28 protein-coding genes are annotated in these 23396 nt (G+C 56.6%); 7 read left to right on the forward strand and 21 right to left on the reverse strand.

Translation table 11 applies throughout. From position 1 onward, the window contains the following. Positions 1 to 617 precede the first annotated feature (617 nt). From BLW70_RS20400 to BLW70_RS20410, 3 genes are all read left to right on the forward strand, one after another. Positions 618 to 1622 carry a hypothetical protein gene (locus BLW70_RS20400; protein WP_074876996.1) on the forward strand — a complete coding sequence of 335 codons (1005 nt, stop codon included), beginning with the start codon at positions 618 to 620 and terminating at the stop codon, positions 1620 to 1622. A gap of 287 nt (positions 1623 to 1909) precedes the next feature. Then, positions 1910 to 2119, forward strand: a complete 210-nt coding sequence (locus tag BLW70_RS20405) for a hypothetical protein (protein ID WP_074876997.1) — start codon at positions 1910 to 1912, stop codon at positions 2117 to 2119. A gap of 445 nt (positions 2120 to 2564) precedes the next feature. Next, on the forward strand, positions 2565 to 3479 hold the full coding sequence (locus tag BLW70_RS20410) for an HNH endonuclease (RefSeq protein ID WP_074876999.1): 915 nt from the start codon (positions 2565 to 2567) through the stop codon (positions 3477 to 3479). Between the two features lie 350 nt (positions 3480 to 3829). Here BLW70_RS20410 and BLW70_RS20415 read toward each other — a convergent pair whose 3' ends face one another. Then, positions 3830 to 4918: a hypothetical protein gene (locus tag BLW70_RS20415; RefSeq protein ID WP_074877001.1), complete on the reverse strand. Its 1089-nt coding sequence runs from the start codon at positions 4916 to 4918 to the stop codon at positions 3830 to 3832. A 576-nt stretch (positions 4919 to 5494) separates the two neighbouring features. On the opposite strand from BLW70_RS20415, the gene BLW70_RS20425 reads away from it, so the two are divergent. The 4 genes from BLW70_RS20425 (at position 5495) to BLW70_RS20440 (ending at position 7950) form a co-directional block, all read left to right on the forward strand. Next, positions 5495 to 5863, forward strand: coding sequence for a helix-turn-helix domain-containing protein (locus BLW70_RS20425; protein WP_139273404.1), 369 nt, complete (start codon positions 5495 to 5497; stop codon positions 5861 to 5863). Positions 5864 to 5938: 75 nt separating this feature from the next. Then, the gene (locus BLW70_RS20430; protein ID WP_074877005.1) at positions 5939 to 6250 is read left to right on the forward strand and encodes a hypothetical protein; all 312 of its coding nucleotides are present in this window, start codon (positions 5939 to 5941) and stop codon (positions 6248 to 6250) included. Between the two features lie 452 nt (positions 6251 to 6702). Beyond that, positions 6703 to 6960: a hypothetical protein gene (locus tag BLW70_RS31525; RefSeq protein WP_413037949.1), complete on the forward strand. Its 258-nt coding sequence runs from the start codon at positions 6703 to 6705 to the stop codon at positions 6958 to 6960. 168 nt (positions 6961 to 7128) lie between these two features. Continuing rightward, a complete protein-coding gene (locus BLW70_RS20440) occupies positions 7129 to 7950 on the forward strand; it encodes a metal-binding protein (protein ID WP_074877006.1) in 822 nt (273 codons plus the stop codon). A 50-nt stretch (positions 7951 to 8000) separates the two neighbouring features. Here the strand turns inward: BLW70_RS20440 and BLW70_RS20445 are convergent, their stop codons facing one another. The 20 genes from BLW70_RS20445 to BLW70_RS20535 all read right to left on the reverse strand — a co-directional run bounded on the left by BLW70_RS20445 (position 8001) and on the right by BLW70_RS20535 (position 23351). After that, a complete protein-coding gene (locus BLW70_RS20445; protein ID WP_074877011.1) occupies positions 8001 to 8720 on the reverse strand; it encodes a hypothetical protein in 720 nt (239 codons plus the stop codon). Then, positions 8717 to 9244 (reverse strand): hypothetical protein, encoded by a 528-nt coding sequence (locus tag BLW70_RS20450; protein ID WP_074877013.1) that lies wholly within the window; start codon positions 9242 to 9244, stop codon positions 8717 to 8719. Before BLW70_RS20450 ends, BLW70_RS20445 begins: the two co-directional genes overlap by 4 nt. After that, a complete protein-coding gene (locus BLW70_RS20455) occupies positions 9244 to 10074 on the reverse strand; it encodes a ParA family protein (protein ID WP_074877015.1) in 831 nt (276 codons plus the stop codon). Before BLW70_RS20455 ends, BLW70_RS20450 begins: the two co-directional genes overlap by 1 nt. A gap of 253 nt (positions 10075 to 10327) precedes the next feature. Next, a complete protein-coding gene (locus BLW70_RS20460; protein ID WP_074877017.1) occupies positions 10328 to 11122 on the reverse strand; it encodes a DNA adenine methylase in 795 nt (264 codons plus the stop codon). A gap of 150 nt (positions 11123 to 11272) precedes the next feature. Continuing rightward, the gene (locus BLW70_RS20465) at positions 11273 to 11815 is read right to left on the reverse strand and encodes a lysis system spanin subunit (RefSeq protein WP_074877019.1); all 543 of its coding nucleotides are present in this window, start codon (positions 11813 to 11815) and stop codon (positions 11273 to 11275) included. Further along, entirely contained in the window at positions 11797 to 12360 is a 564-nt protein-coding gene (locus tag BLW70_RS20470; RefSeq protein ID WP_074877021.1) for a glycoside hydrolase family 19 protein, read from the reverse strand. The genes BLW70_RS20465 and BLW70_RS20470 overlap by 19 nt, the downstream gene beginning before the upstream one ends. A gap of 54 nt (positions 12361 to 12414) precedes the next feature. Further along, a complete protein-coding gene (locus BLW70_RS20475; protein WP_074877022.1) occupies positions 12415 to 13461 on the reverse strand; it encodes a phage late control D family protein in 1047 nt (348 codons plus the stop codon). Positions 13462 to 13543: 82 nt separating this feature from the next. Beyond that, positions 13544 to 13750 carry a tail protein X gene (locus BLW70_RS20480; RefSeq protein ID WP_074877024.1) on the reverse strand — a complete coding sequence of 69 codons (207 nt, stop codon included), beginning with the start codon at positions 13748 to 13750 and terminating at the stop codon, positions 13544 to 13546. Continuing rightward, complete coding sequence (locus BLW70_RS20485) at positions 13725 to 14570, reverse strand: phage tail protein (RefSeq protein ID WP_074877026.1); 846 nt, start codon at positions 14568 to 14570, stop codon at positions 13725 to 13727. Before BLW70_RS20485 ends, BLW70_RS20480 begins: the two co-directional genes overlap by 26 nt. Positions 14571 to 14582: 12 nt before the next feature. Continuing rightward, positions 14583 to 14738: a hypothetical protein gene (locus tag BLW70_RS31530; RefSeq protein ID WP_413037950.1), complete on the reverse strand. Its 156-nt coding sequence runs from the start codon at positions 14736 to 14738 to the stop codon at positions 14583 to 14585. Between the two features lie 14 nt (positions 14739 to 14752). After that, positions 14753 to 17068 (reverse strand): phage tail tape measure protein, encoded by a 2316-nt coding sequence (locus BLW70_RS20490; RefSeq protein ID WP_413037951.1) that lies wholly within the window; start codon positions 17066 to 17068, stop codon positions 14753 to 14755. A gap of 151 nt (positions 17069 to 17219) precedes the next feature. Then, the gene (locus tag BLW70_RS20495; protein WP_074877027.1) at positions 17220 to 17525 is read right to left on the reverse strand and encodes a phage tail assembly protein; all 306 of its coding nucleotides are present in this window, start codon (positions 17523 to 17525) and stop codon (positions 17220 to 17222) included. Positions 17526 to 17537: 12 nt separating this feature from the next. Beyond that, a complete protein-coding gene (locus tag BLW70_RS20500; protein ID WP_074877029.1) occupies positions 17538 to 18041 on the reverse strand; it encodes a phage major tail tube protein in 504 nt (167 codons plus the stop codon). A 12-nt stretch (positions 18042 to 18053) separates the two neighbouring features. Further along, positions 18054 to 19217 (reverse strand): phage tail sheath subtilisin-like domain-containing protein, encoded by a 1164-nt coding sequence (locus tag BLW70_RS20505; RefSeq protein ID WP_074877031.1) that lies wholly within the window; start codon positions 19215 to 19217, stop codon positions 18054 to 18056. A 104-nt stretch (positions 19218 to 19321) separates the two neighbouring features. Next, positions 19322 to 19744, reverse strand: a complete 423-nt coding sequence (locus BLW70_RS20510) for a phage tail assembly chaperone (RefSeq protein WP_074877032.1) — start codon at positions 19742 to 19744, stop codon at positions 19322 to 19324. Between the two features lie 3 nt (positions 19745 to 19747). After that, entirely contained in the window at positions 19748 to 21316 is a 1569-nt protein-coding gene (locus BLW70_RS20515) for a phage tail protein (RefSeq protein ID WP_074877036.1), read from the reverse strand. Further along, entirely contained in the window at positions 21309 to 21917 is a 609-nt protein-coding gene (locus tag BLW70_RS20520) for a phage tail protein I (protein WP_074877040.1), read from the reverse strand. Before BLW70_RS20520 ends, BLW70_RS20515 begins: the two co-directional genes overlap by 8 nt. Continuing rightward, a complete protein-coding gene (locus tag BLW70_RS20525) occupies positions 21914 to 22804 on the reverse strand; it encodes a baseplate assembly protein (protein WP_074877043.1) in 891 nt (296 codons plus the stop codon). The genes BLW70_RS20520 and BLW70_RS20525 overlap by 4 nt, the downstream gene beginning before the upstream one ends. Beyond that, positions 22801 to 23127, reverse strand: coding sequence for a GPW/gp25 family protein (locus tag BLW70_RS20530; RefSeq protein WP_074877045.1), 327 nt, complete (start codon positions 23125 to 23127; stop codon positions 22801 to 22803). The genes BLW70_RS20525 and BLW70_RS20530 overlap by 4 nt, the downstream gene beginning before the upstream one ends. A 5-nt stretch (positions 23128 to 23132) precedes the next feature. Further along, positions 23133 to 23351, reverse strand: coding sequence for a hypothetical protein (locus tag BLW70_RS20535; protein WP_074877048.1), 219 nt, complete (start codon positions 23349 to 23351; stop codon positions 23133 to 23135). Positions 23352 to 23396 lie beyond the last annotated feature (45 nt).

Raw genomic sequence — 23396 nt, forward strand, 5'->3', positions numbered from 1 at the left:
AAAGCGGCGTTCGGTTGTGCAAATCGCTATTCGAGTAATTCTTGACGAGAGTTTGGCAAGGTGGTGCAGAGCTTGCGGGAGATGGGTCTATTGAGAGCTGCGGCTCACAATTAGCTCCCAAGCGTTGATTTGGGGGGACTTTGAAAATATTTTACGGAGGGAGGAAGCGTGCGCAGATGGGTGCTGGAGAAACTCCCGCTCCGGTGAAGCAGGTTCGCGACTGCCCTTTCAAGATTAAATCTTGCCGGACAGTGCAAATAAAAAAGCTCCGTAAATCATAGATCTACGGAGCTTGTTTAAAGTGGAGGCCGAGGTCGGAATCGAACCGGCGTAGGTGGATTTGCAATCCACGCTACAAAGCTAAGTAGATCAACAGCTTAGCATTTAATACGTTCCGCAAGCTACTGATTTTCAACGGCCTCTGGACCACGTGCTTCAAGGGCCAGCTTTGGGGTTGCGGAACATTTTTTCGCTTTGGTCTCGCCCTTTCAACCACTCCCCTTCTGCTTGTGAAATTCAGCAGCTCTCGAATAACGCTTGGATTGAGGTATTGTTTTTGCCATTCTAAATGATGGCAATTGGCCTCAACTGAACTCAACTCAACGACAAGGACAGTAATGAGCTATCTCACCCGGATCTGTGGAAACGCCTCCAATTGGCAGTACCCCACCAAGAGCGCAGCCGAAGCACCCGACACCTTTTACTCACAGCATGGTTATGGTCATGAGGAGTGGCTTTTCCGATTCGAATGGCAAATTGGCGGCTGGCAATATGGCTTTCTCCAAGGAGTCAACAAAGGCTGGGAGTCACGGCTAGCCCGTGGTGAACGTGCCGGTGATGTTGTGCTCTATACCCTCACCCCTCAAGGGCGCCGGTATGTGGCCCGCATTCGCCATATCGAGTTCCTGGATGACGCTCAAGGCGTTGCCGCGTTGGATCACTACAAGCGGCTTGGCTGGTACGACCGCATGTTGCAAGAAATCGACGCTGTAAATGGTGATAAAAGTGGCCTGGGGAACGGTGAATGGGCCCCTTACGTGTTGAATGTTCGTTTCCGCCCAGAAGATGTGGAGTGGTATCCGCCCAATACTTTTGCTGAAGCTGGAGACCCAGTGCAGCAATACAACCGCTATCAGCTGATTGAGCTGAATCACGAGGCCTCACTGCCAGAAACGGTGGGAACGCGCCGCCCGGCGAGGACAGGTCAAATTCTTCCCCCCACTCAAGACAGTTATTTTACCAGCGGAGGATCGGGACGGGAGTGCTCCCCAGAGCACGGGATGATGCAGGCAGCTCTGCATGAGGAGCTGAAGATTGAATTCCCAGAGTCGAATATCGTCTTTGAAGAAAATTTTATAGATGTAACCGTAACAACTGAAAAGGAAAAAATCCTCTTCGAGGTCAAGTCAGATTTTTGTACCCGTAGAGTCCTTCGCTTGGCAATTGGCCAGCTTCTCGAGTACGCATATTACTGGGATGAGCCGTCAGAAAAGGCGGTCAGGCTGGTTGCGGTTGGACGAACGAGACTGAGCCCTGAAGACGAGCGATATCTCAAATACTTAACGGAAAAATTGAATCTTCCACTTGAGTATCGCCGGGTCCGACTACCATCTGAGGTATAAAGATATATCTAAAGCAGTGCCGAGTTCCCTCCACCCATCGGCACTGCATCAGGTTCTTCCGCGACCCGATGATGGATTGGATGCAGCCAACCGCCATAAGCCCGACCTGCCTAGCCCATCCCATTTTATAGTTGTTCTTTGTAGCAAGTTTTCAGCAGTCTGAAAGACAGGCCAGTCATGGGCACTACCGGTTCTCTGTTTGGGAAGTTGAACCTTGCTTAAGAAGGGGGCAGCAGTTCACCCATGCCCCATAGGTTTGCTACGCTGAATGCTTCGGAGGATTCGCGATTCCAGATTCTGACCTGCTCCCTTCCCTACTGTTCAAACTCAACGAAAACCAGCTCGCTCTGGAAGCCGCCATCATGGAATTGACAAATTGGGTCGAGCAGCGCGGTTCAGCCGATGTCGCCGATAATGTTCGCGGTGCGTTGTTCGCGCTCGACCGCAATGAAGAATTCATCAAGATTACGCTCGCAATGATGATGGCGCCGGAGTGACCTTTACCGACCAACAGCGGGCGGACGTCTAAAGGCATCTACGATATTTTGGACGATTCTGTATTTAGTTTTGTCGTACAGAGCCGCCCTTCGTTTTGCAGTTGTGGCTACCTGCTCTCTTAGTCGATTGGTTCAAGCCCCCCCCAGATGTTCTGACTCAGCAGCCATAGATCCAAGCCTTGGCTGAGAAGCAGGCAGCCCGTCATCGGAAACCCGTTTCAACTGTTGATCAGTGGCGATTGCATTCCCGTTTCATTTGCTGAACAGCTTCACTAACCATCTGCCACAACGGTATCGGTGGGTGTTTAACGTTGCTCACCATTCCGCGTCTAGATTTCCTGGATGGATTGGTCCACGCCGGCAGGCAATCTTGCCCAAATCGTGCTTCCGATGTTTCGATGATGGCGATATGGTTCACGCCTAAGCCTAAAAACAAGGAAGAGCGATGAAATTTTTCTGGGTGAACCTTGGCGCCACCTTCAACGAAGTCAATAAGGGCGGTTTCCTTTGGGCCCCCCTCTACTCAACTATTGAGGGGAAGGATGGCAAGTTGAGAACCCGCACCAATCGGCACTGGGATGTGGTCGACGAGGTGCTCGACGGGGACATCATTTTCTGCGTGAAAGACAAGCAGATTACCCGTGTCGCAGAAGCGAAGGCCGACGCATATAACGCCGAACGGCCGCTCAGCCGTGGTTTTCATCAGTGGAATAAAGAAGGACGCCGCGTCGATGTGACGCTTCACTCTACTGCGCGCCCGATATATCGCGACGAAATTGCTAAAGAGTTTTTGAGTCGATTCAATGAGCACTGCGAGCCTACTGTGTTTACCCAGCACGGGACGATCAATGAGATTTACATGTCTCACATCGGTCCGGACGCAGGACTCTACCTGCTGGAGAAAGCGGGTTTAATCGGTGCCTTTGCGGACCGCATTGTTGATGAGGGTTCAAAGCGGAAGATCAGCAAGACCACCCGCGAAGCAATTATTCTCGCTCGGGTCGGCCAGGGTTCCTTCCGCACAAATCTCATGAGACGTTGGAATCGCCGCTGCGCCCTGACTGGCCTCCAGAACCCTGACCTTCTCGTTGCCTCCCACATCGTACCTTGGACCGTGTCGGACAATGATGAGCGCCTTGATACAGATAACGGCCTGCTGCTCGCTACTCATATCGATCGCTTATTCGACTGTGGACTGATCTCATTCTGCGAACAAGGAAAATTGCTGATCAGCGATCAGCTCGGCAATCATGCTCAACAAGTGTTCGGTCTGGCGCAGTATCAGAAGCTCGCTGATGTTCCGGAGGGTACTCTGCGGTACCTAGCTCGGCATCGAGCACGTTTCAAGTTCGACAAGTAATGCAATGCGCTTCCCGAGGATGATACCGACGTTGCCCTGGCTGCAAATCGTTGCCAGTAACCCCTCAGGTAATGCTTAACACGGGGAAACAGGATAGGGATTCGAACCCCTTCTGTCGTCGCCACAGGCCGCTTAAGACCGACAAAAATGGGCTTTTCCGCTCGATCCTTTGTCGTCAGCGGTCTATTGCGGCCACAGACTTGCCCTAAATTTGCCCTAAAGTCATTGTGTACAATCTGTTCCCGCTGCCAGGATCTGACGTTAGCCGTAAGCCCGCATGGCCCAAACGGTCTGTCATTTCCAGGGAGGACCGATCAACCAGCTAAGACACGTCCCCCCAGGCATAGGAATTAATGTGGTGTTGACTTCAGTGCATCTAGAATCGCTGCAATATTCGCCATTGGTTTCATTGCATCCTGTATCGCAGCTATCTGGGCCGACATCTGCGCTGATGGTTTTATCGCGTCTTGAATCGCAGCCATCTGGGCCGCCATCTGCGCTGTTGGTTTTATTGCGTCTTGAAACGCAGCTATCTGGGCCGTCATCTGCGCTGATGGTTTTATGGCGCCTTGAATCGCAGCTATCTGGGCCGTCATCTGCGCTGATGGTTTTATGGCGTCTTGAATCGCAGCTATCTGGGCCGCCATCTGCGCTGTTGGTTTTATTGCGTCTTGAAACGCAGCTATCTGGGCCGTCATCTGCGCTGATGGTTTTATGGCGTCTTGAATCGCAGCTATCTGGGCCGTCATCTGCGCTGATGGTTTTATGGCGTCTTGAATCGCAGCCATCTGGGCTGCCATCTGCGCTGTTGGTTTTATCGCGTCTTGAAACGCAGCCATCTGGGCTGCCATCTGCGCTGTTGGTTTTATCGCGTCTTGAAACGCAGCCATCTGGGCCGAAGGTTTCATTGCGTCTTGAATCGCAGCAATGTGTACCATTGATTTCATTGCATCCTGAAACGCTTCAAGCTGCGCCAATGGCATCACTGTAGCCCGGCGAATAGCGTCCAAAATTGGTCCGGGTGATATGCCGAGGCTTGGCAAATGCCCAGGCGGACTCACACGATTTTCTCGCATTAACGGCTGCTGAATTGTGCGAGCTGTGGCGCGGAATGCGTCAAGATGGATAAGTCCCAGTGCGGCCGCAACATGCTCCGCTTTATCGAACGACACACCCCAGTAGCGCGATATACGCAGTGAAATTGGCGCAATGAATTGCTCTATTGCTAGCGATTGGCCGGAATAAGCGGGTCCATTATGTTTGGCCTGCGAGCGCAACTCTTCGTATCCGCCATATCCGAGGATTTGAGCAAAAGTTTGCTGCGCGAAAGAACGCTTTGGCTTAACAGACTGATCGGGATGGTGCTTACTAAGCTTGGAAATAGAGCTTTTGATGCGACCGCTATCAAAGTCGGCCGATGTAACGGGAATACGAATCATAAAACACCTCATACAGGGGCACAGAGTTCGTACAGCAGCTGGCGAGCCGTGGTGCACCTGACTAGGGTCAAGTTTCGTATCAAAAGAATAGGTATTGCGACTGAAGCAGTTTGGTCTCGTATCCTAAGAATTCGCGCAAGGCCAGCAGCGCCGAACGAGACCAGTCCGGCTTAGCTGAAAGCTTAAAGATCTAAAAAATATTGTCAAGCTAAACCAAAGACGTCCTAGTTGTCGAAACTCCCAGGCCACAGCTTCCCAAGCTGATAACGAGGGTTCGATTCCCTTCACCCGCTCCACTATTTTCAAGGCCTCCAGCCTTTCCCGCGTCAACTTGGTGTCTGTTAAAGTGTCTGTTTCTGGTTTTCGCAGGCTCCGTATGAACTGAACAGACACTACGCCTAGACACTCCGCTTCCTGAACAATCCTCGCGTCCTGCCAGTCGATCACCGCATCTTCATCTGCGCCCCCGGCCATTTCCATATCACCACAACTCCTTCAGTTTCCGCGTGAGACTCTAGAATCGTTCCCGCTTGCATGATTTACTGTACATACAAACAGTATTCTGGAGATTGTGCGATGACGGGGAAAATTATCAACCTCGAGCAGATCAGAGCGTTAAAGGAGGCAGGAGTCGAATGGGGACCTAGCTCTTTATTCGATGACTTACCGCTGTCCTTCTCGGCTGCCCACTGCGCCGCTGCCCGCGCCATGCTGAGCTGGTCAGTAGAGGCACTCGCATTCCGGTCCGGGGTTTCAACCAAGGCCATCAGGGAGCTTGAAGCAGGCCGGCGTACATTGCGACCTGTCACGATGCAAGCCTTGTCGTACGCCTTCGAAGCGGAAGCTCTGGTCTTTCTTCCAGGACTGAAGCCCATGCGCGGCAATAACTGCCGAGGCGGGACTACAGACCCCAAGACACGTGATGATTTCCATCTGATCGAGTAGCCCACTAAACTGGGCGACTTACTCTTCACCACTGCTTCCTGGCAGGCTAGCATCTCACTCGAAAAGGAATGTCGTATGACTCAACCGTTACTTCCGATGGCTTTCAATGAGTACGGCGAACCGGTCCCCACAGCAGACCAGGTCCGCACCATTTTGGCAGTATTACCGGTAGAAGTTGGGAACGGATTACGCGAAAAACTCAACGATGTACTTAAAGCCAGCGCACCGGGTCCATTCTCTGACGCCCTCGGCGATTTGGAAGCTTATCTGAGCGCGCTGGACGACACTCGTCTGATGCCTTTCGAAAACCAAATTGCGCTCAAGGCGTTTGTGATGCTCGGCTGGCAGGAATGGCGGGCGAGCTTTAACACATTCGAAGCAATCTAAACGCCCGCACTCGCCCTCCCCCTGATCGTGCGAAATATTTACACCCGCTAAGACCAGGACTGAGGTGCGGGCCCAGAAGGACCCGCTTTCTGCCAACGAAATCCGTAAGGGGGTTCTCAGGGATTCGACCCCCTTCTACCACCCGTGTAGGCCACTTAAGGCCAGAAATTTAGGCGTTTTAATCGTTTGCTCATAGCGTCCTGCGGTCCATGGCGGCCCTGAATCTGCCCTAATTTTGCCCTAAACCTCTTGATCACTACCGCTGCTAGCTCACACGGCTTTATCTCTCCACCTCGTAGCAATTTTAATCAAGCTTTCACGCAAGCCTGTCACAGGCACTACCGGCTTTTCATTTGACGAGTACAACTATCGACTCTTGCTTGGGAAAGGCCGGAGTAAGTCATTCTATCTTCATTCGGCTGCTACGCTGATCCCTTCACTGAGGATTCACGATGCCACAGTCTGACCTGCTCCCTACCTTGCTATTAAAGATCAATGAAAACCAACTCGCCCTGGAGGCTGCCATCATGGAGCTTACGCTTTGGGCAGAGAAACGCGGAGCGACCGAGGTCGGTGAGAACACCGGAGTGACCGTAATCGGCCGATTCTGTTTAAAAAGTCGGTCCGGCCCAACGGCTTGGACATTGACTGGTGAAAACGCCTTTTTTGCACGCTGCTACGTGAAATCTGAGTCCGGGAGCCACTGTTGAAAGTAAAGATTTCAATCTCGAACGCATACTTTTCTGCTGAGGAAACCATGGCCGACTTTTTCAACAGAATCGGCCAACAGCAGTCGCTCAATACGTCTACTCAACCAAGGGCGGTTCAGGGCCAGCCTGCTAAGATTGATGCGTCTACCTCACGCAAAGGATGCAGTAATGGGAAACTACACGAAAGGACTCACAGAGCGCCGTCATCACACTCAGCTCAGGGAGGGCTACTGCCTGATCTGCGGAACATTCGGCCCTCTCAGTTGGGATCATGTTCCGCCCCAGGGCAGTATCACGATCACCAAAATTGAGCAGGCTCACCTGACTGAGGTTCTGGGTATCAATTCTGATCCTGTCATTGGTGTGAAGTCTTCTAACGGTAGTAAGTTCAGAACCATCTGTAAGAATTGCAATAGCTCACATCTCGGTACTAATGACCAAGAGGTTGCGAGGGTCTACAAAGGCATATCAGAGAAGATCAAACACTATTTTTTGAGAGCAGACAGCCCAGTCAATCACGTGCATATGCCGTTTGATGGGATGAGATTTTGCCGCGCAATGATTGGACACGTACTCTCAGCAACCACTGTAAGGGAATGCCTGCAAGAGCCCGTGCCTGTTCCCTACTATGCCCCGTTACAAAAGTTTGTCACGGGGGACGATACCGCCACCGATGACACCCATGATTTCTATGTCTGGTTCTATCCGCACCGTAGGCACATGAGCATAAAAATGTTTACTTGCAAGAATCACGGACACATTGCGACTCTAAGTCTCTTGTCGTTTTTTCCGCTGGCATTTTTGATCACAGAAAAAGAACAGGGAATTTATCCCTCTGGTGCAACGCCTATGAAGCCCACTGACAAAACACTTTACGTGAAACTCGATTCAGGACATCTGCCTTACGCTGCCTTTCCCAATGCTGGGCTGGAGGGGGATCAGATGATTCTATTAGATGGTAGCCGGTCAATTGTGAGCTACCCCATCTGAATGCCGTTTGGCCGCTACCTATGTCGCCGTGGATTTCCGCTTGTTTTTAATTAGCTATCTACGCCTAGTGCTGACCGTCGCTGGGCCTTAGTCATGGCGCGATTAGTTATCAACTTGTTACGGTGGTCGAATCTGTCATATAGGTCCCTGCGACTTCCGACAATGCCATACAAAAACAGTCTAACGACTCGTATGAAAATACTTATAAGCTCTAAACTGTTATTCGACCATCGGGGAAAGCTGCCAACTGCTAAGGCTCCGAACATGTGATCTTCTGAAACCGTGTGAACATATGCGTTCAAGTTACTATACACAGCCTTCAGATCAGCGATTACATTCCGCCCAAGTTCCGACGAAAAAAAGCTCACGCCCGCTGCATCGTTGAAGACATCAGGAACGGAGGTCCTTTGAAGGATCAAAGGCTGTTCGTTTGCCGAAAAAGCCTTTAAATATGATTCAATTGCTGATCGAAGGGTCCCACCTGCTGAACGATATAGCCCCACCAAAACGCACATGATGAACTCCGAACAATCAGAAACTACTTCACTCAGATACATCACCCCTGGTTCCTTAAAAGAGTCGGAGAACTCTTTCTTCACCGAGCCCGATTCGGACAAAAGCTCGCCCGCCGTCGTCAGTAAGGCCAAAAATTGGGTGTGTGCCCGACGGATCTCAGTGGCCTTCGCTGAATCATCCGAAACACTTCTTAAAGAGAGCGTTCTGGCAAAATCGAGAAACTCTGAAAAATCCTGATGTGCAACTGCGTTCATTCAACAGACGTCCAAAGAGAGCGAATGGCTTCATTCCAAGAAAAACCCGTTTGCCTAGAGCTCTGCTTGATTATCTCCATAGAGTCAGACTCATCGCTGATCTTATTGAGCAAGTTTCCAACGTCCCGTAGGCGCTCAGGGCTGGCATTTATTGACTCCATGATAAGCATTCCTATCATTTCGTAGCGAGATCGCTTTTCCCACCTAGCTATTTTAATTTGCAGGGCTTCGAGGGCGAATTTCGCGATATCCTCGTTCGCAGGAAATAATTCAATGTCTGCTAGAACGAGTGACATAGAGCCTACAAGCGCTTTCAAATCGCTCTGCTTATCACGCTGCGAGGCTTTCCTCTCTGGCTTTCTACGCGCAGTCTTCTCATGATAAGCAAGGTTTCGAAGATAGGAAACGCCTTCGGAAAGTTCAGTTGATTCGCGCGAGCGGATAGCCCAAATTAACTCCTGAAGCAGGTCCAGCGTTTTGAGTGCAGTATCAGCTTCAGCTTGTTCTGTTTTTTTAGTGGTCATTATTTAGTCCTCACCACTAGTTCATTCGTGACATTAATAATCGAGCTTTTCATACCCTGAGCGTCAGAATCCAGCATAAATATGCTGTTCAATTGCTGCTCCGCATACCTCACGCGCGTCGGGATTTGAGATGTAAAAATTTTGTCTCTCCAGTATTTGTCGCCCGACAGATACGACATCGCATCACTCAACACATTGGTACCTTGTCGGATCATAGTGAGCGCAACACCTGCACACCGAACACTAAGACCATAGTTCTCTTTGCGATCTTCAACGATGCTCTTCAACAGGTCAAGGCCGGTAAGGGAAAGTGGATCAGGCCGAACAGGGATCAGATAGTAGTCGCTCGCTATCAGCGCACTCGTCATCCAGACCGAGGGGGTAGGTGGAGTATCAATTATGATGTAATCGTACTCGACCACTCCTTCGATTGCGTTTAAATACGCTTTTAAGCGGTTTTCGCGCCCCTCTCCGGGGGCCATTTCAAGTCTATATAGATCGAGGCTGCCGGGAAGCAGGAAAAGATTATCCCGTACTTCAACAACTTCGATCTCTTGAAGTGTTTTGGGCTGGACTTCAGTAGCCCCCCGAACTGTCGATGCCTTCACTCTCTTCCTGTCGAACAGGTCCAACATTGTGTCTTTATTTGCCGCCCGATGGGCGACGTAGTCTTCGGGAGTCATAAGACACTGAGTCGCATTGAATTGGGGGTCCACGTCTAAAATCAGTACCGAAGCTCCATGCTGCCGCGTAAGACAGTCTGCAATATTCACAGCGAGCGTAGTCTTGCCGACTCCTCCCTTCATATTGATAAGACTGATGACCTTCATGTGTTTCCCCATTCCATTTGACCAATTAATGGTAAGAATACCTGAGAAACCCGTAGGATAGGCCACCCAAAAAGGAAACCTTGGTTCTGCGGGCTTGAAAATCGCCTACTCAAAATAGAAAACTCAGGAAGCTTCCAAGCTTCAGGCTTAGCTGCCAAGCAGTCGCTGTCCTGCAGGCCGCTTTTGGCCGGTTTCAGCCCTTCGTGAAAGGCAGAAATGGCCGAAAGCAGTTCTCCCCAATCTCAGAAGTGAGCTAAAACAGCCCTCCCAACGCTGCCGGTTCCCAATTCATGATCACCAGTTCACCGCTCAACTCGGCCCTACCCTGCCGCTGATTAGTATTTGAGTAGCGAATATCCAGCGTCTCAAAGTGAATTCCCTCGAACACGCGTCGAATGTCCGGGTGGTCGTTGATGCTGACCATGACCTTACCTTTGCAACGACGCATGAAGTCGGCCATCCGTTCGTAGTTTTCGAACGGAAAGTCGACGCCATAGCCAGCGGTCTGCCAGTAAGGTGGGTCCATGTAGTGGAATGTGTGCGCACGGTCGTAACGTTCCGCGCATTCGAGCCAGGGGAGATTTTCGACGTAGGTACCCGACAAACGCTGCCAGGCGGCCGAGAGGTTTTCCTCGATACGCAGCAGGTTGATGGCAGGGGCAGTGGTCGCCGTGCCAAACGTCTGACCAGAGACCTTGCCGGCGAAGGCATGGTGCTGCAGGTAGAAGAATCTGGCGGCGCGCTGGATGTCGGTGAGGGTTTCGGGGCGGGTCATTTTCTGCCATTCGAACACTTGCCGAGAACTGAGCGCCCATTTGAACTGGCGAACGAACTCTTCGAGGTGGTTCTGCACGACGCGGTAAAGCGTGACCAGGTCGCCGTTGATGTCGTTCAGGACCTCGACAGGCGATGGCTGGGGCTTCATGAAGTAGAGCGCGGCACCGCCGGCAAAGACTTCAACGTAGCATTCGTGTGGCGGAAAAAGCGGAATGAGACGGTCGGCCAGGCGGCGTTTGCCGCCCATCCAAGGGATGATGGGTGTGGACATAGAGAGCAAGACCTTTACTGTATGGATAAACAGGTGCTAGGCTCGCCGCGCTTCGTGCACGGAGTAAGAGCCTTGGCTGGACTTGCAGGGACAGTCTGCAGGGACGGCGACCAGGCGGGATGTTGACGCATCCCTCCCGGTCGCTCTTTTTCACTTCGGTGTTGAGACTTCTTTGGCATAGGCCTGACAGGCCGCCAGGGCGATCAATCCTTGGTCGCCGGCATCGGTGATGCCGATAATTCTTTGAGCATGCGCTGGGTCAAGTTGGGCTCTTGCGGGGCCATGAACCACGCCGCCGGTGGCGGTGGTGGCTGGCACTGCGAGGCCACTGGCGGAAGCGGCTGGGTCGAGTAGGACTGACAGGCGCAGATCAGCAGTGGCAAGGCGGTCGCGCAGGCGACCTTGATCACGTTGGACATCGCTCAAGACTCGGTAATGGGTCTGATCACTGTTTGCCAGGCGCTGCTCGAGCGCGAAGCGTTTGTCTCGTTCGGCACGCTGCTGCGCGACCGAAGCAAGGGTTATCTGATTGAGAGTTTCGGTGTGCAGGCGGCCCTGTTCGGCGAGCTGGTTGCCATATCGCCAGTCCTGGACTTGCCAGGTAATGGCCGCAGAACCACCGACCAAGACGACCATCAGCACGCTTTTTGCCAACAGCCGATACGGCGCCGGGATCAGTTCGCCGATACGCATAGCACCGCCCTCGCCCGCTCCCATAGTTCGAACCGGTCCTGCAGGCCATTGAGACCACCATTGATCCTGCGGGTGATCGTGTTGAACTCGTTTTGATCGGCCAGCGCGTTCAGCCCATTCACAGACCAGAACCATGCCGCCGACTCGGCGGCCCACTGCGGCAGCTCCAGCAGCTCAGGGGTGCGCAGCAATCGCTCGTCGCCGAACAACGCCAAGCTGCAGCGCAGATAATTGTCGTGGCCAGTGACCTGGATCAGACCGCGACCGCGATAGCGCTGGCCATCTCCATCTGCCGCCGGGGTGTTGCCCAGTTTTGCGGCCAAGTTACCGGTGTCGTACTTGCTCAGGTATTGATCACCGCCCAGCTCCCGCACGTACTGCAGCTGACCTGACTCATGACCCAATTGGGCGATGAACGCCGCTTGGCGTTTAGGTGTGTTGATCTGCCGATTCGCCATCGCGGCATTCAGTGCGGATACAAAAACGCCCGCTTGGCGGCGGGCGTTGGGCATGATGCGTTGCAGCTGTTGCTCGGTTAAGGGCATACAAACTCCAGACATAAAAAAGCCGCACGGGGCGGCGATGGGGAATGTGATGGGTTACGCGAGGCTGACCACCTTGACCGGTTTGTCGGCTTTCTTTTTCTTGCCTTTGGCTTTGGCCTTGCCCCTTTTTCCGCCGTTGCACTCGACCGTGGTCGACCAGCCCGCCTGGGTGTAAACCTGCTCCACCGAGTCGGCCAGGTACTCGCCATCGAGCCCGACCTTGAAGCCCTGGGCATTGATTGAGCGCTCGGCAAAAATGTCGGTGCGCCCGGGCATTTCAAACCGCACGCCGGCGGTCGATCGGTTGAACGCGGCTAGGCGTGCTTTGGCGGCTGCCTCGGCGGCAGTCTTGTTCGGGTGAATGTGTCGATCAGTATGCACCGTTGGCAGGCCGTCCGGCACGTCGTCGTTGTCCAGGGACACCACGGCGAGCTGGCCGGTCTTTTTGTCCTGATGCGTGGCGGCCACCGACTTGTGCGCGTTGCGATCGCCAAGGCGGAATTGCCAGCGGCTGACATCGCTACGAGTCAGGGTGATCACCCCAAATGCTTTGCCGCTTGCACTCTCGCCCCCCTGGCGCGGCATCACCAACAGCTTGCCGTCGGCGACCTTGGCCGTGCAGTCGTATTGCTTGGCCAGACGCGTGATGAAATTAAAGTCGGACTCGCTTATTTGATCGGCGCGCTCGACCTTGGTGGCCACCGGGCACACCGGCTGCCAGCCGTTACGCGCGGCGATATCGGCGACGATCTTAGACAGCGGCACGTTTTCCCAACTGCCGCTGCGAATGGTCTTGCCGCTGCCGCGCATGTCGCTGGCCTTGCCCTGAATCACGATGGTGTCGGGCGGACCTGACACGGTGATTTCGTCCACCACGTAACGGCCCATGCGGGCAAGGGACGTCTCGGCGTAGCCCAGATAGACCTCGATCCCCGCGCCACGGCTCGGCAGCATCACCAGGCCGTCGCGGTCGTCTATGCGCAATTCGAACTCGTCTGACTCCATGCCGGTCTTGTCGGTGGTACGAAGCTGAATCAGCCGATCATTGATCAGGCTGGTGATATCGGCACCATCGGCCACGATGCGAAATACAGGCGTCATGGATTTTTTCCAAAAAAAAGCCCGCGCAAGGCGGGCCAGAAAGTAAGGAGCTTAACGAATTAAGCGATCCCATCTTAGACCATCAATCCCAGAGCGTTACCTGCTCTTCGACGGGCTTGGGCAGGGCCGGCAGCACAATCAGCAACCCTGCGCGGTATGGCTGGGCCTCATCGGCCAGGCCCTGATTGGCGCCCAGCACCGCCTCTACAGTGCCGACCAGATGGCCATAAAAATTATTGCAAATGGTGTCCAGCAGATCCCCGTCAGACGTTCTGCATGTCGTCGCCATAGCGCACAAACTCCAAAGTGAACCTTTGTTTACGTGGGATACCGCCCTGCATCAGCGCGCTTTGCTCTTCCTCAAGGCTTTTGAGGCACCAGGTGCCCAGCACGTCGCCGTAACCGGTGGTCAGGGTCAGCGGCTGAAGCTGGGCGCCGAGCGTGCGCAGCGTGTCGAGCTGTTTCAAACCACCCTTTAAGCCCGGGATGATCGCGCCCTTGAGGGTGATTTTCTCGTCGCCCATGCCCACCGCTTGCTGGGCCGGGCGCCGTGATAGGCGCTCTTGCGAGGCCCAACGGAATTCAGTCGAGCGGCGCAGTTCGTCAAAGGCGGCCGTGTCGAGGTTGAAGAAATACGGCGGTGCCTTGGGGTCTTGCGGCTGGATGATCAGCAGGTGCGGAAACGGCTTAACCGCCTCCGGCGCCGGCGTCTGATCCGTGGCGAAGGCGCCCGTGGGCACGATGTTGGCGAGCGCCGGACTGGCCTTGCCGGCGATTTTGTTGATCGCCGTCGCCGCCTTACCTGCCTGTTCCTTGAGGGTGCCCAAGCGCTCATCCATCCCCGACAGCGCCCGGCTGGCTTTGTTGTAGGTGGCCACCACCGCGCCGACCTTGGCTTGCGCGGCATTCACCCCGCGCATGACCCGCTGAAGCTTGGCGCCGACCACAGGGCCGACAAAGGGCAGATCCTCCAGCTCGGACGCCGCGCCGGTGATTTCGCTGATCGCGCCATTCATCGGCCCTAGCATGCCGTCCAGGCTGCGCCGTCCGGTTTCCCCCGCCGAGGCCAGGTATTTGAGCCCCGACCGTAATTGGTCCAATGCAGGCATAAGCCCTCCGCGTTAAATGTTCGGCGAGTCGTACAACTTGCGGCTTTCCAGTTGCTGGGCGATGTCGCGCTGATGCTGCTCGAAAAACGGCCGCAACTGCGCATAGAGCTGGGCAGGGTCTTTCACGTCGCCGTTGACCGTAATGCTCATCGGCGCCTGGATATCCACCTTGGAATCGACCTTTACCCTCCGGACTCGGCCTTGGCCGGCGATAGCGGGGCCAACTTGGCGGCCGCCGCGTCGGCGCTGGCCGGCGGCAACATCATGGCGCGTGCCGCATCACCGGGCTGCGCCTCGACCGCCGGCGCCGCCCGGCCGGGACTGGCCAGCAGCGAAACACCACTGGCGCCAGGCTTGGCGAACGACTGCGCAATGTTGCCCAGCACCGGCGGAATATCCTTGCCGGCGTTGGCCATCATCAGCGGCCCCGCGTCAGGCAGGCGTTTGAGTGATTCGTCGGCACCAAACATCGTCTTGCCGAGTACCCCACCCAAAAGATCGCCCCCCATGCCGCCCAGAGCGGCACCGATCGCCCCACCCACCACCGTGCCGATCACCGGCACCACCGAACCGATGAACGCGCCCGCCGAAGCGCCGGCGATCGCCCCGGCCAAACCGCCCGCCGCACCGCCGTAGCCCTCGGCCTTTTCGTCTTGGGTTTCGGCGTTCTGGTAGGTGTCCACCGCCTTAAACATAGAATCAACCGCCGCAAAGATCGCCGGCCCCTTCACCCCCAGGCCGACACTCGCACCGCGACCACCGCCGCCACCGGACCGCCCGCCTTTGCCGCCACTCTTGCCCTTGCCGCCGTCGGCATCGACGCCGCCATCCAGGCCGCCGGCGCCGCCGGCCGGCATGTTGGTGACGATCACCTTTTGCGGAATGTTGGGATTGCCCATCAACGAACCGCGACCGATATTCAGCAGACCCTTGGCAATCTTGAAACTGCTAAACGCCGTCTGCGCGGCGATCACCGCCGCCACGGCCGCACCGATCCCCGTCACCAGGCGCGGCGACTCATCCGACAGCTTGCTCAGGCCCTGGGCGACCGACGTCAAACCACCGGCCACGGCATCCGTCACTGGCCGAAAGGCGTCGCCGATCGCGCGCATGGCGTCATCCATGCCCTGGGCCATTTCTGCCCACTTCTGCGCCGAGGATTGGCGCCGCTCTTCCAGGTTCTTATCCAAGATCCCGCTGGCATTGGCCGACTCGTTTTTCAACTTGGCGTACAGATCCTTGTTCTGCATGTACGCCGTCAGCGCGCCCTTGACCTGCATGTCGGCGAACAAGTCGCCGGTGCGCAGAGCCTGTTCCAGGGACGCAATCATGGCTTTGGCTTTTTCTGGATCGGCTTCCTTGCTGATCCTGGCCGTGGCTTCCGCCATGGCGGCGGCCTTCTTCGGATCGGTCGCGGCAATGTACTTCTGCGCCAATTCAAAGCTGGATTCCAGGGTGGACTTGCCATTCTGCAGGCCGGTGTTCATCGACGCCTGATAATCAATACCGGCGTCTGCATAGGCCTTGACGGTGTCGCCCGAGCCGATTTTCTCCATCCAGTTTTTGAGGTTGTTCGCCGCCTCATCGGAACCGCCAGCGGTCTTCATCTGCACCTGAAGCATGGCGCCCAATTGCGACACCGAGTCCATGCCAGTGATGCCCAGCTTGCCCATGCCCGCGAGCAATTCGGGGAACCAGCGCGCCATGTCGGCCGCCTCAAAGCTGCCGGCCTGGCCTTGGTAGGCGATCGCCTCCAGGGCCTTTTGCATCTGCGCCGGGTCGGTGATCTTGGCGTTCTGCCCCAGGGCATTGATCATGCGCGCCGTTTCGGTACCGTCCGAACCCTGGCCCACGGCAAACTTGGCCGCCGTCGGCGCATATTGCAGGGCCTTGTCCAGCTCCATGCCGGCACCGACCAGGGCATTGACCACTTCGGCCACCTGATTGCGCGCCATGCCGGTATCGCGCGACGTCCCGATAATCGTCTTGGACAGCTGCGCCTCTTCCGGCTTATTGGCAATACCGGCCTTGATCGAAATGTCGCGAATGATCGCCCCATAGTCCGCGCTGACCTTGGTCGGAACGGCCATGGCCAACGTGGCCGCCGCTGCCTGGCCGACGCTGCTTTTCAGGTTCTGCTTGCCCTCATCGAGCTGCATGTGTCCCTTGGCTTTCAGCTCGGCCTTGGCCGCCACCGCGCCCATGCTGGCGTAAGCCTTGGTCAGATTGCGGACTTCTATGCCTTGTTTCTTCAGGCTGCTGATATTGGATTCAAGCCGTTTCAGCAGTGCGCCGGCCCCCTGCTCACCCGCCAGATGCGCCTTGCGCCACTCATCACGTAGGCGGATGGTGTCGCCAATGGTCTTTTCCAGAATCCGGGCTTTTTTGCCTTCGGCTTCCAGTTTCTTGATCCGCCCGGTGACATCCTTAAAGGCGTTGCCCACCGAGGAACTGACCGCCCCACCAATGACCAGGCCGAGCGCGAGTTTGTTCGCCATGTGCGTGCCCTATGCGTCGTCGAGTCGATCGAAGGCGGCTCAATCCGTGAGCCACCACACCATCCGATCAAAAGTCATGGCCTCAATCTCGGCCGCCGAGAACCCCGTCTCTTTAGCCAAGCGTTTCGCCGCGATCTTGAGCGTGGTTGCGTTACACGTCGTCTTCTTCGACCAGGCGAAAATAGCCGGCCTGCAAGCGGTTGTAGTCCTTGAGTTTCAGGGCCAACAGGTCCGCCTCGGCGACCGAAAGCAAGGAGCAAAACAGGTGCAACTCCATCTTTTCCATGTCGCCGGCGCCGATCATTTTCGCGGCGTTGAATTCCTTCACACTGGGCGCGCGCATGGTCAACCTGTCGACCAGCACGCCGTTGAAGCTGGCCTTATAACGCAGCGTTACGGTAACGCCTTCCTCGGTGACGGAGAGCCAGGCCGGCAACGTTTGAGTATCCAGAGTCATGTGCTTTTATCCTTAAAGGCCAACGGCCGAGCGTTCGGCAGCGAGTTGATCAACACCGTCGATCACCTGAATCATGTTGAGCGGATCGATCTCGTACATCACACGCCCGTCGATTTCGAGCTTGTAGTAGGTCAGCTTCACGGCGTGTTTGATTTCGGCCTGATCGCCCGGTTTCCAGTCGCCCATATCGACCTCTTTCACGCCGCCGCGCATGGTCACGACCACCGGCGTGACCGCACCCTTGAGGCCCTTGTACGCGCCGCGAAACACCAGATTGCAGGCGGTCTGATCGGACAGACCCAAATATTTCAGCGTCTCGCGGCGCACGCCGTTGGTGGTAAACGCGGACTCCAGCTTTTCCATGCCCACAGCGAACTCAATCGGCGCCGACATGCCGCCGCCCTGATAGTCGAGAGTCTTTTGCGTCAGCTTTGGTAGGGTCAGGCTTGGCACTTCGCCGGACAGGCTCACGCCGTCGACAAACGCGACGCAGTTGGTCAGTACTTGAGGAATCATTGAACGGCCCCCTTAGGCTGTTTCGAGAACTTCGGTCAGCCACTCGTTGGTGACTTCGATAAGGAAATTCGGGTTTTCCGCCGGCGGCACGTCGGTGAAACGGATACGCCAGTAAATTTTGCCCTGCTCGATTTGGCTGGCCGTGTTCATTTCTTTGTCCGCGTAGACTTCGAAATTGATAATCGCGCCGGCGTTTTTCTGATCGCGCATGAACGCCTGCAGGCCTTCGGTGACGTCCTGCACGTAGGTCTTGGTGATCGAGCGGTCTACCGCCCACTTGTGCCCGGCCTGAATCGCATCCATGAGGATGTCGCACGTACGCACACGGGTGACAAACGCCCACTTCGCATCAGCGGAGCAAGTGCGGTTGCCCCACAGGCGATAGCCACCATCGCGAATGATCGTGGTGATATTGGCGTTGTTCAGCAGGTTGGCCCGGCAGGTGTCGTCGCCGTCCAGATACTCGATCGGGCGACTGGTGCCGGTGATGCCGACAAACTCTTTGTTCGACGGCGATGCCCAATAGCCGTAATTGGCATCGGTCCAGGCGAACAGGCCCGCGACCCAGGCCGAGCCTGGCGCGTCGACCGTCTCGCTTTTGCCCGTATCCCAGTACTGAACCCCAGGATCGACCAGATACACACGCTTGCTGCCGAAGTTTTCGGCGTAGGCCAGCGCGTCCTCGTCGGTGGTGTTCGGCCCGTCGACAATGGCGATCGCGCGCAACTTGCCGGCCAAGGCATCCATGGCGGTGGCCACCGCTTGCGTGGCGGAATGCCCCGGGGCGATCAACAGTTTGGGTTGGGCGTTGTGTTTGCTCTTGCCGTCCAGCAGCGCTTGCAGGCCGGTACGCTGGCCATTGGCGAGAACGCCGCCGATGATCGCCGAGGTTTGCAGCGCCTCGTCTTCCATCTTGGGCACGCCGATGGCGACGATCACCGCTTTGGCACGGACATAGATCGCCTGGCAGGCCCGGGTGATCGCCGAATCGGCGCCGAACGCGGCAATGGCCTCGCGCTCGGTTGTGATCAGCACCAGATCGCCGGCCTTGGCCGTGACCAGAGGGCCGGGGGTGAAGGTGTCGCACAGACCAATGATCGACGACGACGGCAGCGAAATGGTGCGCGCGCCGGTGTCGATCAGCGTCGTGGTGACGCCGTGAAAAAAACCGCTCATAGGGATCAATCTCCAGAAACGACAAAGCCCCGCGTGAGCGAGGCTGTGAGGGGTGTGAAAGTTGCGCGTAACGGGAAAGAAAACGCCCCGTCAGTGCGGGGCGTTTATTTAATCTGCTCGGCGATCCAGTCAGGCGGGACCGGGCGGGATTGCTCGACAGGAAAATCCAAATTCTCCGGCCAGTCGCGCAGCGATTGCATATAACTTAGTAGCGACACGAATTGCTCGGACGTAAGGGTTGGCGCTCGGCTGAGATCCTGTTCGTCTCGGTGCCGGTCACGCAGCCATTGCACGCGCAGAACTTCGCCGTCTCGCCAGCCCCTTTCCAGCGCTGCCAAGCTTTCCGGTGGCAGATCAATCAAGATAGGTAGTCCCTCAGCGTCGTGGCCACGAACTTTGTTCGGAGCAGGGTTCGCGAGAACCTCCAGGTAGCGCTCTTCAGCAATTTCCTTGGCATCGTTCGGCATGGTTTTATGCAGACCCTCAAGGTAGGTCGTTTGTGTCGTCTGACTATAGAAACGTTTCACTGATCAGGCTCCAATGGCGATGATGCGCGAGGGAGTGGCAATCGGCCCCCAGTTGAATAACTCAACCGCTGAAACTGAGATGTTGCCGGCCACCAGGTTACCGGCGTTGGCATTGCCCGAGGTGCCTAACGGAGCGGAGATTGCCCACAGGCAGGCAGTCGGAAAGGCCATCGGCCAATACACCGCGCCTGCTGATCCTGGCGCCATCTGTGCGCCGCTTGTCCATTGAATGATCAAACCGCCCATCCATGAAGGGAACACGATGTACCCCTGTGCGTTGAAGCTGGACAGAAATCCCAGTCGCATCTTGTACGGCGTCACAAAAACATCGTCACCAGAGCCCGCTCGAACTTGTGCCAGGGTCGCCACTTTGGCGACCCCCTTAACCGCTTCGGTCGCCTGAATTACCAGCGCCGCAATACCCGCCGAAAACTTCTTTGGCGTCACGATCGTGGTGTCATCTACCCCCGAGTTGGTTTGCGCCTGTGTGGCAACTTTAGCCCAGCCAAAAGCTGCCTCAGTTGCCTGAACGAGCCGAGCGGATATCGCCTGAAAAACCCGCAAGGCGGTCATAGGCCTGGAGTTGTCCTGGGCAGTTTGCGCCTCAGCATCAGCTTGCGAAGCAACAGAGATCCCGTAAGCGGAAAGCGTGGCTGGATTAGTGCCGGCGATTACTCGACCGTACTTATCCACGGTCACGCTACGATAGGTTCCGGCATTCACGCCGCTACGCCCGGCAACCATTTCAAACAGCAGATCCGACACGCCCAGGGCAATCGGCGCATCGCTCACCAGTTGCCAAATGCTGTCACCGTTGGTGGTACCGCGCTCGACGTGAACGAACAGGCCGGGGGTTACTTCCAGGCTGCTATCGGCGTCCACACTGCGCGTCCATACCCCCGCCGCAGAAACGCTGTAGAGGCCGTTGTCTTTTGGCAAGGCTTGGTGCTTGACCAGTACCCGCGCGTCCGCTGTCAGCGGTACATCGTCAATCGTTTGCAGACCGTTCAACACCACCGGGCCAGTGGTTGCAACCAACGCCGAATGTTTGAAATCCTGCTTGGTCAGCTCGGCCAGCACCTTCTGATCGACATAATCACGCGTGGCCAGGACCACCGCCGGATCGATCTTTAGCGTGACGTTGCCGGAATTGTTGACGATGAAATTCATCCGCACCACTTGCGTGCGGCCCGAGCCTTGCGACATCAGCGGCTTGTAGCTTGGTGCACAATTGGCCACCGCCACCAGATCGCCATCCGAGTCATATAGTCCGATTTCACGAATCCACTTGCCGCCTTCATCGGCCGGGATAATCTGCTCGGCGATGATGATGGCCGGGTCTTGCGGGTCAACCTTGAGCTGATTCAACGGCCGGCGACGCCACTCGTTAATGAGCAGGGTCTGGGTCGGCGACGGCAGGGGGTTAGGCGGATCAGCCACCCCGTTCGGATTAGCATCACCCACGCCCATGTCAGTGATTTTCCAGGGCGTGCCGAGCGCATCGGCGTTGGCCTGCTTGGCCATTCCCACGGTCGTGAGGATCGCGAAAAACTGCGAATTCGTATCAATCATAATAAACGTCCAGGGTGTCTATGGAGTGTTCACGGCCGAGCACGGCAAAGCTGCCCGTGACCTCAATGTCACGCATCACCGGCGGGTAAACGTCGATTTCGTCGCCTTCGTAGAGACAGGCCGCGATGTTCAAATGGCCTTGGGTTTCCAGGCTGATCGCGAGCCCGGTCAACTTCCGGCTGACGGGCTTGGCATCGTCGATCAGGCGTTCCAGCTCCTGATACATTTCCTCGGTGATGCCGGTGTCCAGCACCCCGACCTTCAGGGCAAAGGTGCCCGGCACGCCCTCGGGCACCGTCTTGAACCACTCGACGATTTCGATCAAGTAGCCCAGAGGCTCGACCACCCGGCGCAGGGCGCCGATCGTGCCTTTGTGGGCATGGATGTAATACGACGCCTTGATCGCCGCGCGCTTGGTCGCTTCGGACCATCGGTAATCCCAGCGGTCGACCGACCACGCCCACGCCAAGTGGGGCAGCAAATGCACCGGACAGGTATCGGCGTTGTACAAGGTGCGCAGCGGCACAATGGTTTTGTCGTAGAACGCGGCCTCCAGGGCGCGCTCCAGTGGCGTGCTATTGCTCGGCAGTAGGCTTTTCATGTCGCCCCCGCCAGCACCACGCTCCACTCGGTGCAATACGCCGCCTGTGCCTTGCTCGGGGCCAGATCCACCCAGTCGATTAGCTCGACCCGCGACACGCCGGCCACGTGCAACTGCGCATCCACCGCCGAACGGGCTACCTCCACCCCCAGGCGCTTGCGTGGATTGACCCACGCCGCCAGACGCGTCTTAGCCTCGGCCAGACTGGCGTCACCTTCAGGCCCGGCGCTTTTCATGTGCAGGATGGCGTTGATTTGATAGGGGATAATCTCGGCACTTTGCACGGTGACAAAATCCGCCACCGGGCGCACGTCCTCATCATTGAGCCCCGCCGCCACCGTGGCCAACAGTTCCGGCCCCGCCTCGCCCTCGCCTTCCGAACTCAGCACCGTTACCGTAACGCGCGCCGGGGATGGGCTTTCCGCCGTGGCATCGGCCACCAGGCCCGAGGCGTTGCGCGCATGCAGGATGTAGCTGTTACGCGGCCCGGCCGTGGTCAGCCCCTCAAAGGCCAACTGAATGCGCTCGCGGTAAGAATCGTCCTGCTCTATGACCTTCGCCACGGGCGGCACCGCCAGCAGATCCTCGGCCTGGATCACCAGGCGCGGCAGATTGACGTTCGCCCCCAGGTGATCCAGATCCGGACCAATCGCGTGCGCCAACAACAGCGCCTTGGCGGCATCGTTAACCCGGGCACGGTTGCCGACTTTGTTATACGCCCCGACCTCCAGCAACTTCACCACCGGATCACTCTCCAGCGGCGCGCTCCAGTTGTCGCCCATGTGCCCGCGAAAGGTGGCCAGCCCTTCCTCATAGGTCGCCTCAAAGTCCAACGGCTCCAGCACATCCGGCGCCGGCAGCGCCGACAGATCCACGATGCTATTCATACGCTCACCTCCACCAGAAAGCGGTCGCCGAGGTAGTCGCCGGCAATGCTCAGATCGATCTTGCCGCCCAGCACCGCCAACACGCGGACGCTCTGCAACTTCAGGCGCGGCTCCCAACGCGCCAGGGCGCGCACCGCCTCGGCTTGCACCGAGCTTTTCCAACCTTCGTTAACCGGCATGTCGACATAGGCGCGCAACTTGCTGCCGTAGTCCGGCCGCTGCCGGCGACTGCCCAGCGACGTGCTGAGAACGTCAGCCATGGATTGGCGCAGATGCTCGATACCGGAAATGGGTTGGCCGGTGTGGCGATCCATTCCGATCATCGACCTCACTCCTTCAGGGGTTCGAACTCAGGGTTAATTTTCAGGTAGCTGACCGCTTGCTCATCGGACGCCGATACCGCGACACGCCCCTTGGCTACCGCCAGAGTGCGTTTGCTTTTGGGGATGATCAGCGTGCGCGAGGTAAAGACCTTGTCGCGAAAGGTCAGCAGCAGATCGACTGCCGGCGATTGTTCGTCGGCGGACAACTCAGTGGGCTTGGCCATGTGTTTCTCCAGGTATGAAAAGCCCGCACTCGGCGGGCTGAATAA

This window comes from Pseudomonas frederiksbergensis (assembly GCF_900105495.1).
Lineage (GTDB): Bacteria > Pseudomonadota > Gammaproteobacteria > Pseudomonadales > Pseudomonadaceae > Aquipseudomonas > Aquipseudomonas frederiksbergensis.

Coding starts and splice junctions, on each gene's coding strand:
- BLW70_RS20530 (WP_074877045.1), bottom strand. CDS start 23,127: ATGATCGGAATGGATCGCCACACCGGCCAACCCATTTCCGGTATCGAG.
- BLW70_RS20410 (WP_074876999.1), top strand. CDS start 2,565: ATGAAATTTTTCTGGGTGAACCTTGGCGCCACCTTCAACGAAGTCAAT.
- BLW70_RS20520 (WP_074877040.1), bottom strand. CDS start 21,917: ATGAAAAGCCTACTGCCGAGCAATAGCACGCCACTGGAGCGCGCCCTG.
- BLW70_RS31525 (WP_413037949.1), top strand. CDS start 6,703: ATGCCACAGTCTGACCTGCTCCCTACCTTGCTATTAAAGATCAATGAA.
- BLW70_RS20455 (WP_074877015.1), bottom strand. CDS start 10,074: ATGAAGGTCATCAGTCTTATCAATATGAAGGGAGGAGTCGGCAAGACT.
- BLW70_RS20450 (WP_074877013.1), bottom strand. CDS start 9,244: ATGACCACTAAAAAAACAGAACAAGCTGAAGCTGATACTGCACTCAAA.
- BLW70_RS20470 (WP_074877021.1), bottom strand. CDS start 12,360: ATGCCCTTAACCGAGCAACAGCTGCAACGCATCATGCCCAACGCCCGC.
- BLW70_RS20485 (WP_074877026.1), bottom strand. CDS start 14,570: ATGCCTGCATTGGACCAATTACGGTCGGGGCTCAAATACCTGGCCTCG.
- BLW70_RS20475 (WP_074877022.1), bottom strand. CDS start 13,461: ATGACGCCTGTATTTCGCATCGTGGCCGATGGTGCCGATATCACCAGC.
- BLW70_RS20430 (WP_074877005.1), top strand. CDS start 5,939: ATGACTCAACCGTTACTTCCGATGGCTTTCAATGAGTACGGCGAACCG.
- BLW70_RS20460 (WP_074877017.1), bottom strand. CDS start 11,122: ATGTCCACACCCATCATCCCTTGGATGGGCGGCAAACGCCGCCTGGCC.
- BLW70_RS20465 (WP_074877019.1), bottom strand. CDS start 11,815: ATGCGTATCGGCGAACTGATCCCGGCGCCGTATCGGCTGTTGGCAAAA.
- BLW70_RS20535 (WP_074877048.1), bottom strand. CDS start 23,351: ATGGCCAAGCCCACTGAGTTGTCCGCCGACGAACAATCGCCGGCAGTC.
- BLW70_RS20495 (WP_074877027.1), bottom strand. CDS start 17,525: ATGACTCTGGATACTCAAACGTTGCCGGCCTGGCTCTCCGTCACCGAG.
- BLW70_RS20440 (WP_074877006.1), top strand. CDS start 7,129: ATGGGAAACTACACGAAAGGACTCACAGAGCGCCGTCATCACACTCAG.
- BLW70_RS20415 (WP_074877001.1), bottom strand. CDS start 4,918: ATGATTCGTATTCCCGTTACATCGGCCGACTTTGATAGCGGTCGCATC.
- BLW70_RS20515 (WP_074877036.1), bottom strand. CDS start 21,316: ATGATTGATACGAATTCGCAGTTTTTCGCGATCCTCACGACCGTGGGA.
- BLW70_RS20400 (WP_074876996.1), top strand. CDS start 618: ATGAGCTATCTCACCCGGATCTGTGGAAACGCCTCCAATTGGCAGTAC.
- BLW70_RS20505 (WP_074877031.1), bottom strand. CDS start 19,217: ATGAGCGGTTTTTTTCACGGCGTCACCACGACGCTGATCGACACCGGC.
- BLW70_RS20500 (WP_074877029.1), bottom strand. CDS start 18,041: ATGATTCCTCAAGTACTGACCAACTGCGTCGCGTTTGTCGACGGCGTG.
- BLW70_RS20480 (WP_074877024.1), bottom strand. CDS start 13,750: ATGGCGACGACATGCAGAACGTCTGACGGGGATCTGCTGGACACCATT.
- BLW70_RS20445 (WP_074877011.1), bottom strand. CDS start 8,720: ATGAACGCAGTTGCACATCAGGATTTTTCAGAGTTTCTCGATTTTGCC.
- BLW70_RS20525 (WP_074877043.1), bottom strand. CDS start 22,804: ATGAATAGCATCGTGGATCTGTCGGCGCTGCCGGCGCCGGATGTGCTG.
- BLW70_RS20490 (WP_413037951.1), bottom strand. CDS start 17,068: ATGGCGAACAAACTCGCGCTCGGCCTGGTCATTGGTGGGGCGGTCAGT.
- BLW70_RS20425 (WP_139273404.1), top strand. CDS start 5,495: ATGACGGGGAAAATTATCAACCTCGAGCAGATCAGAGCGTTAAAGGAG.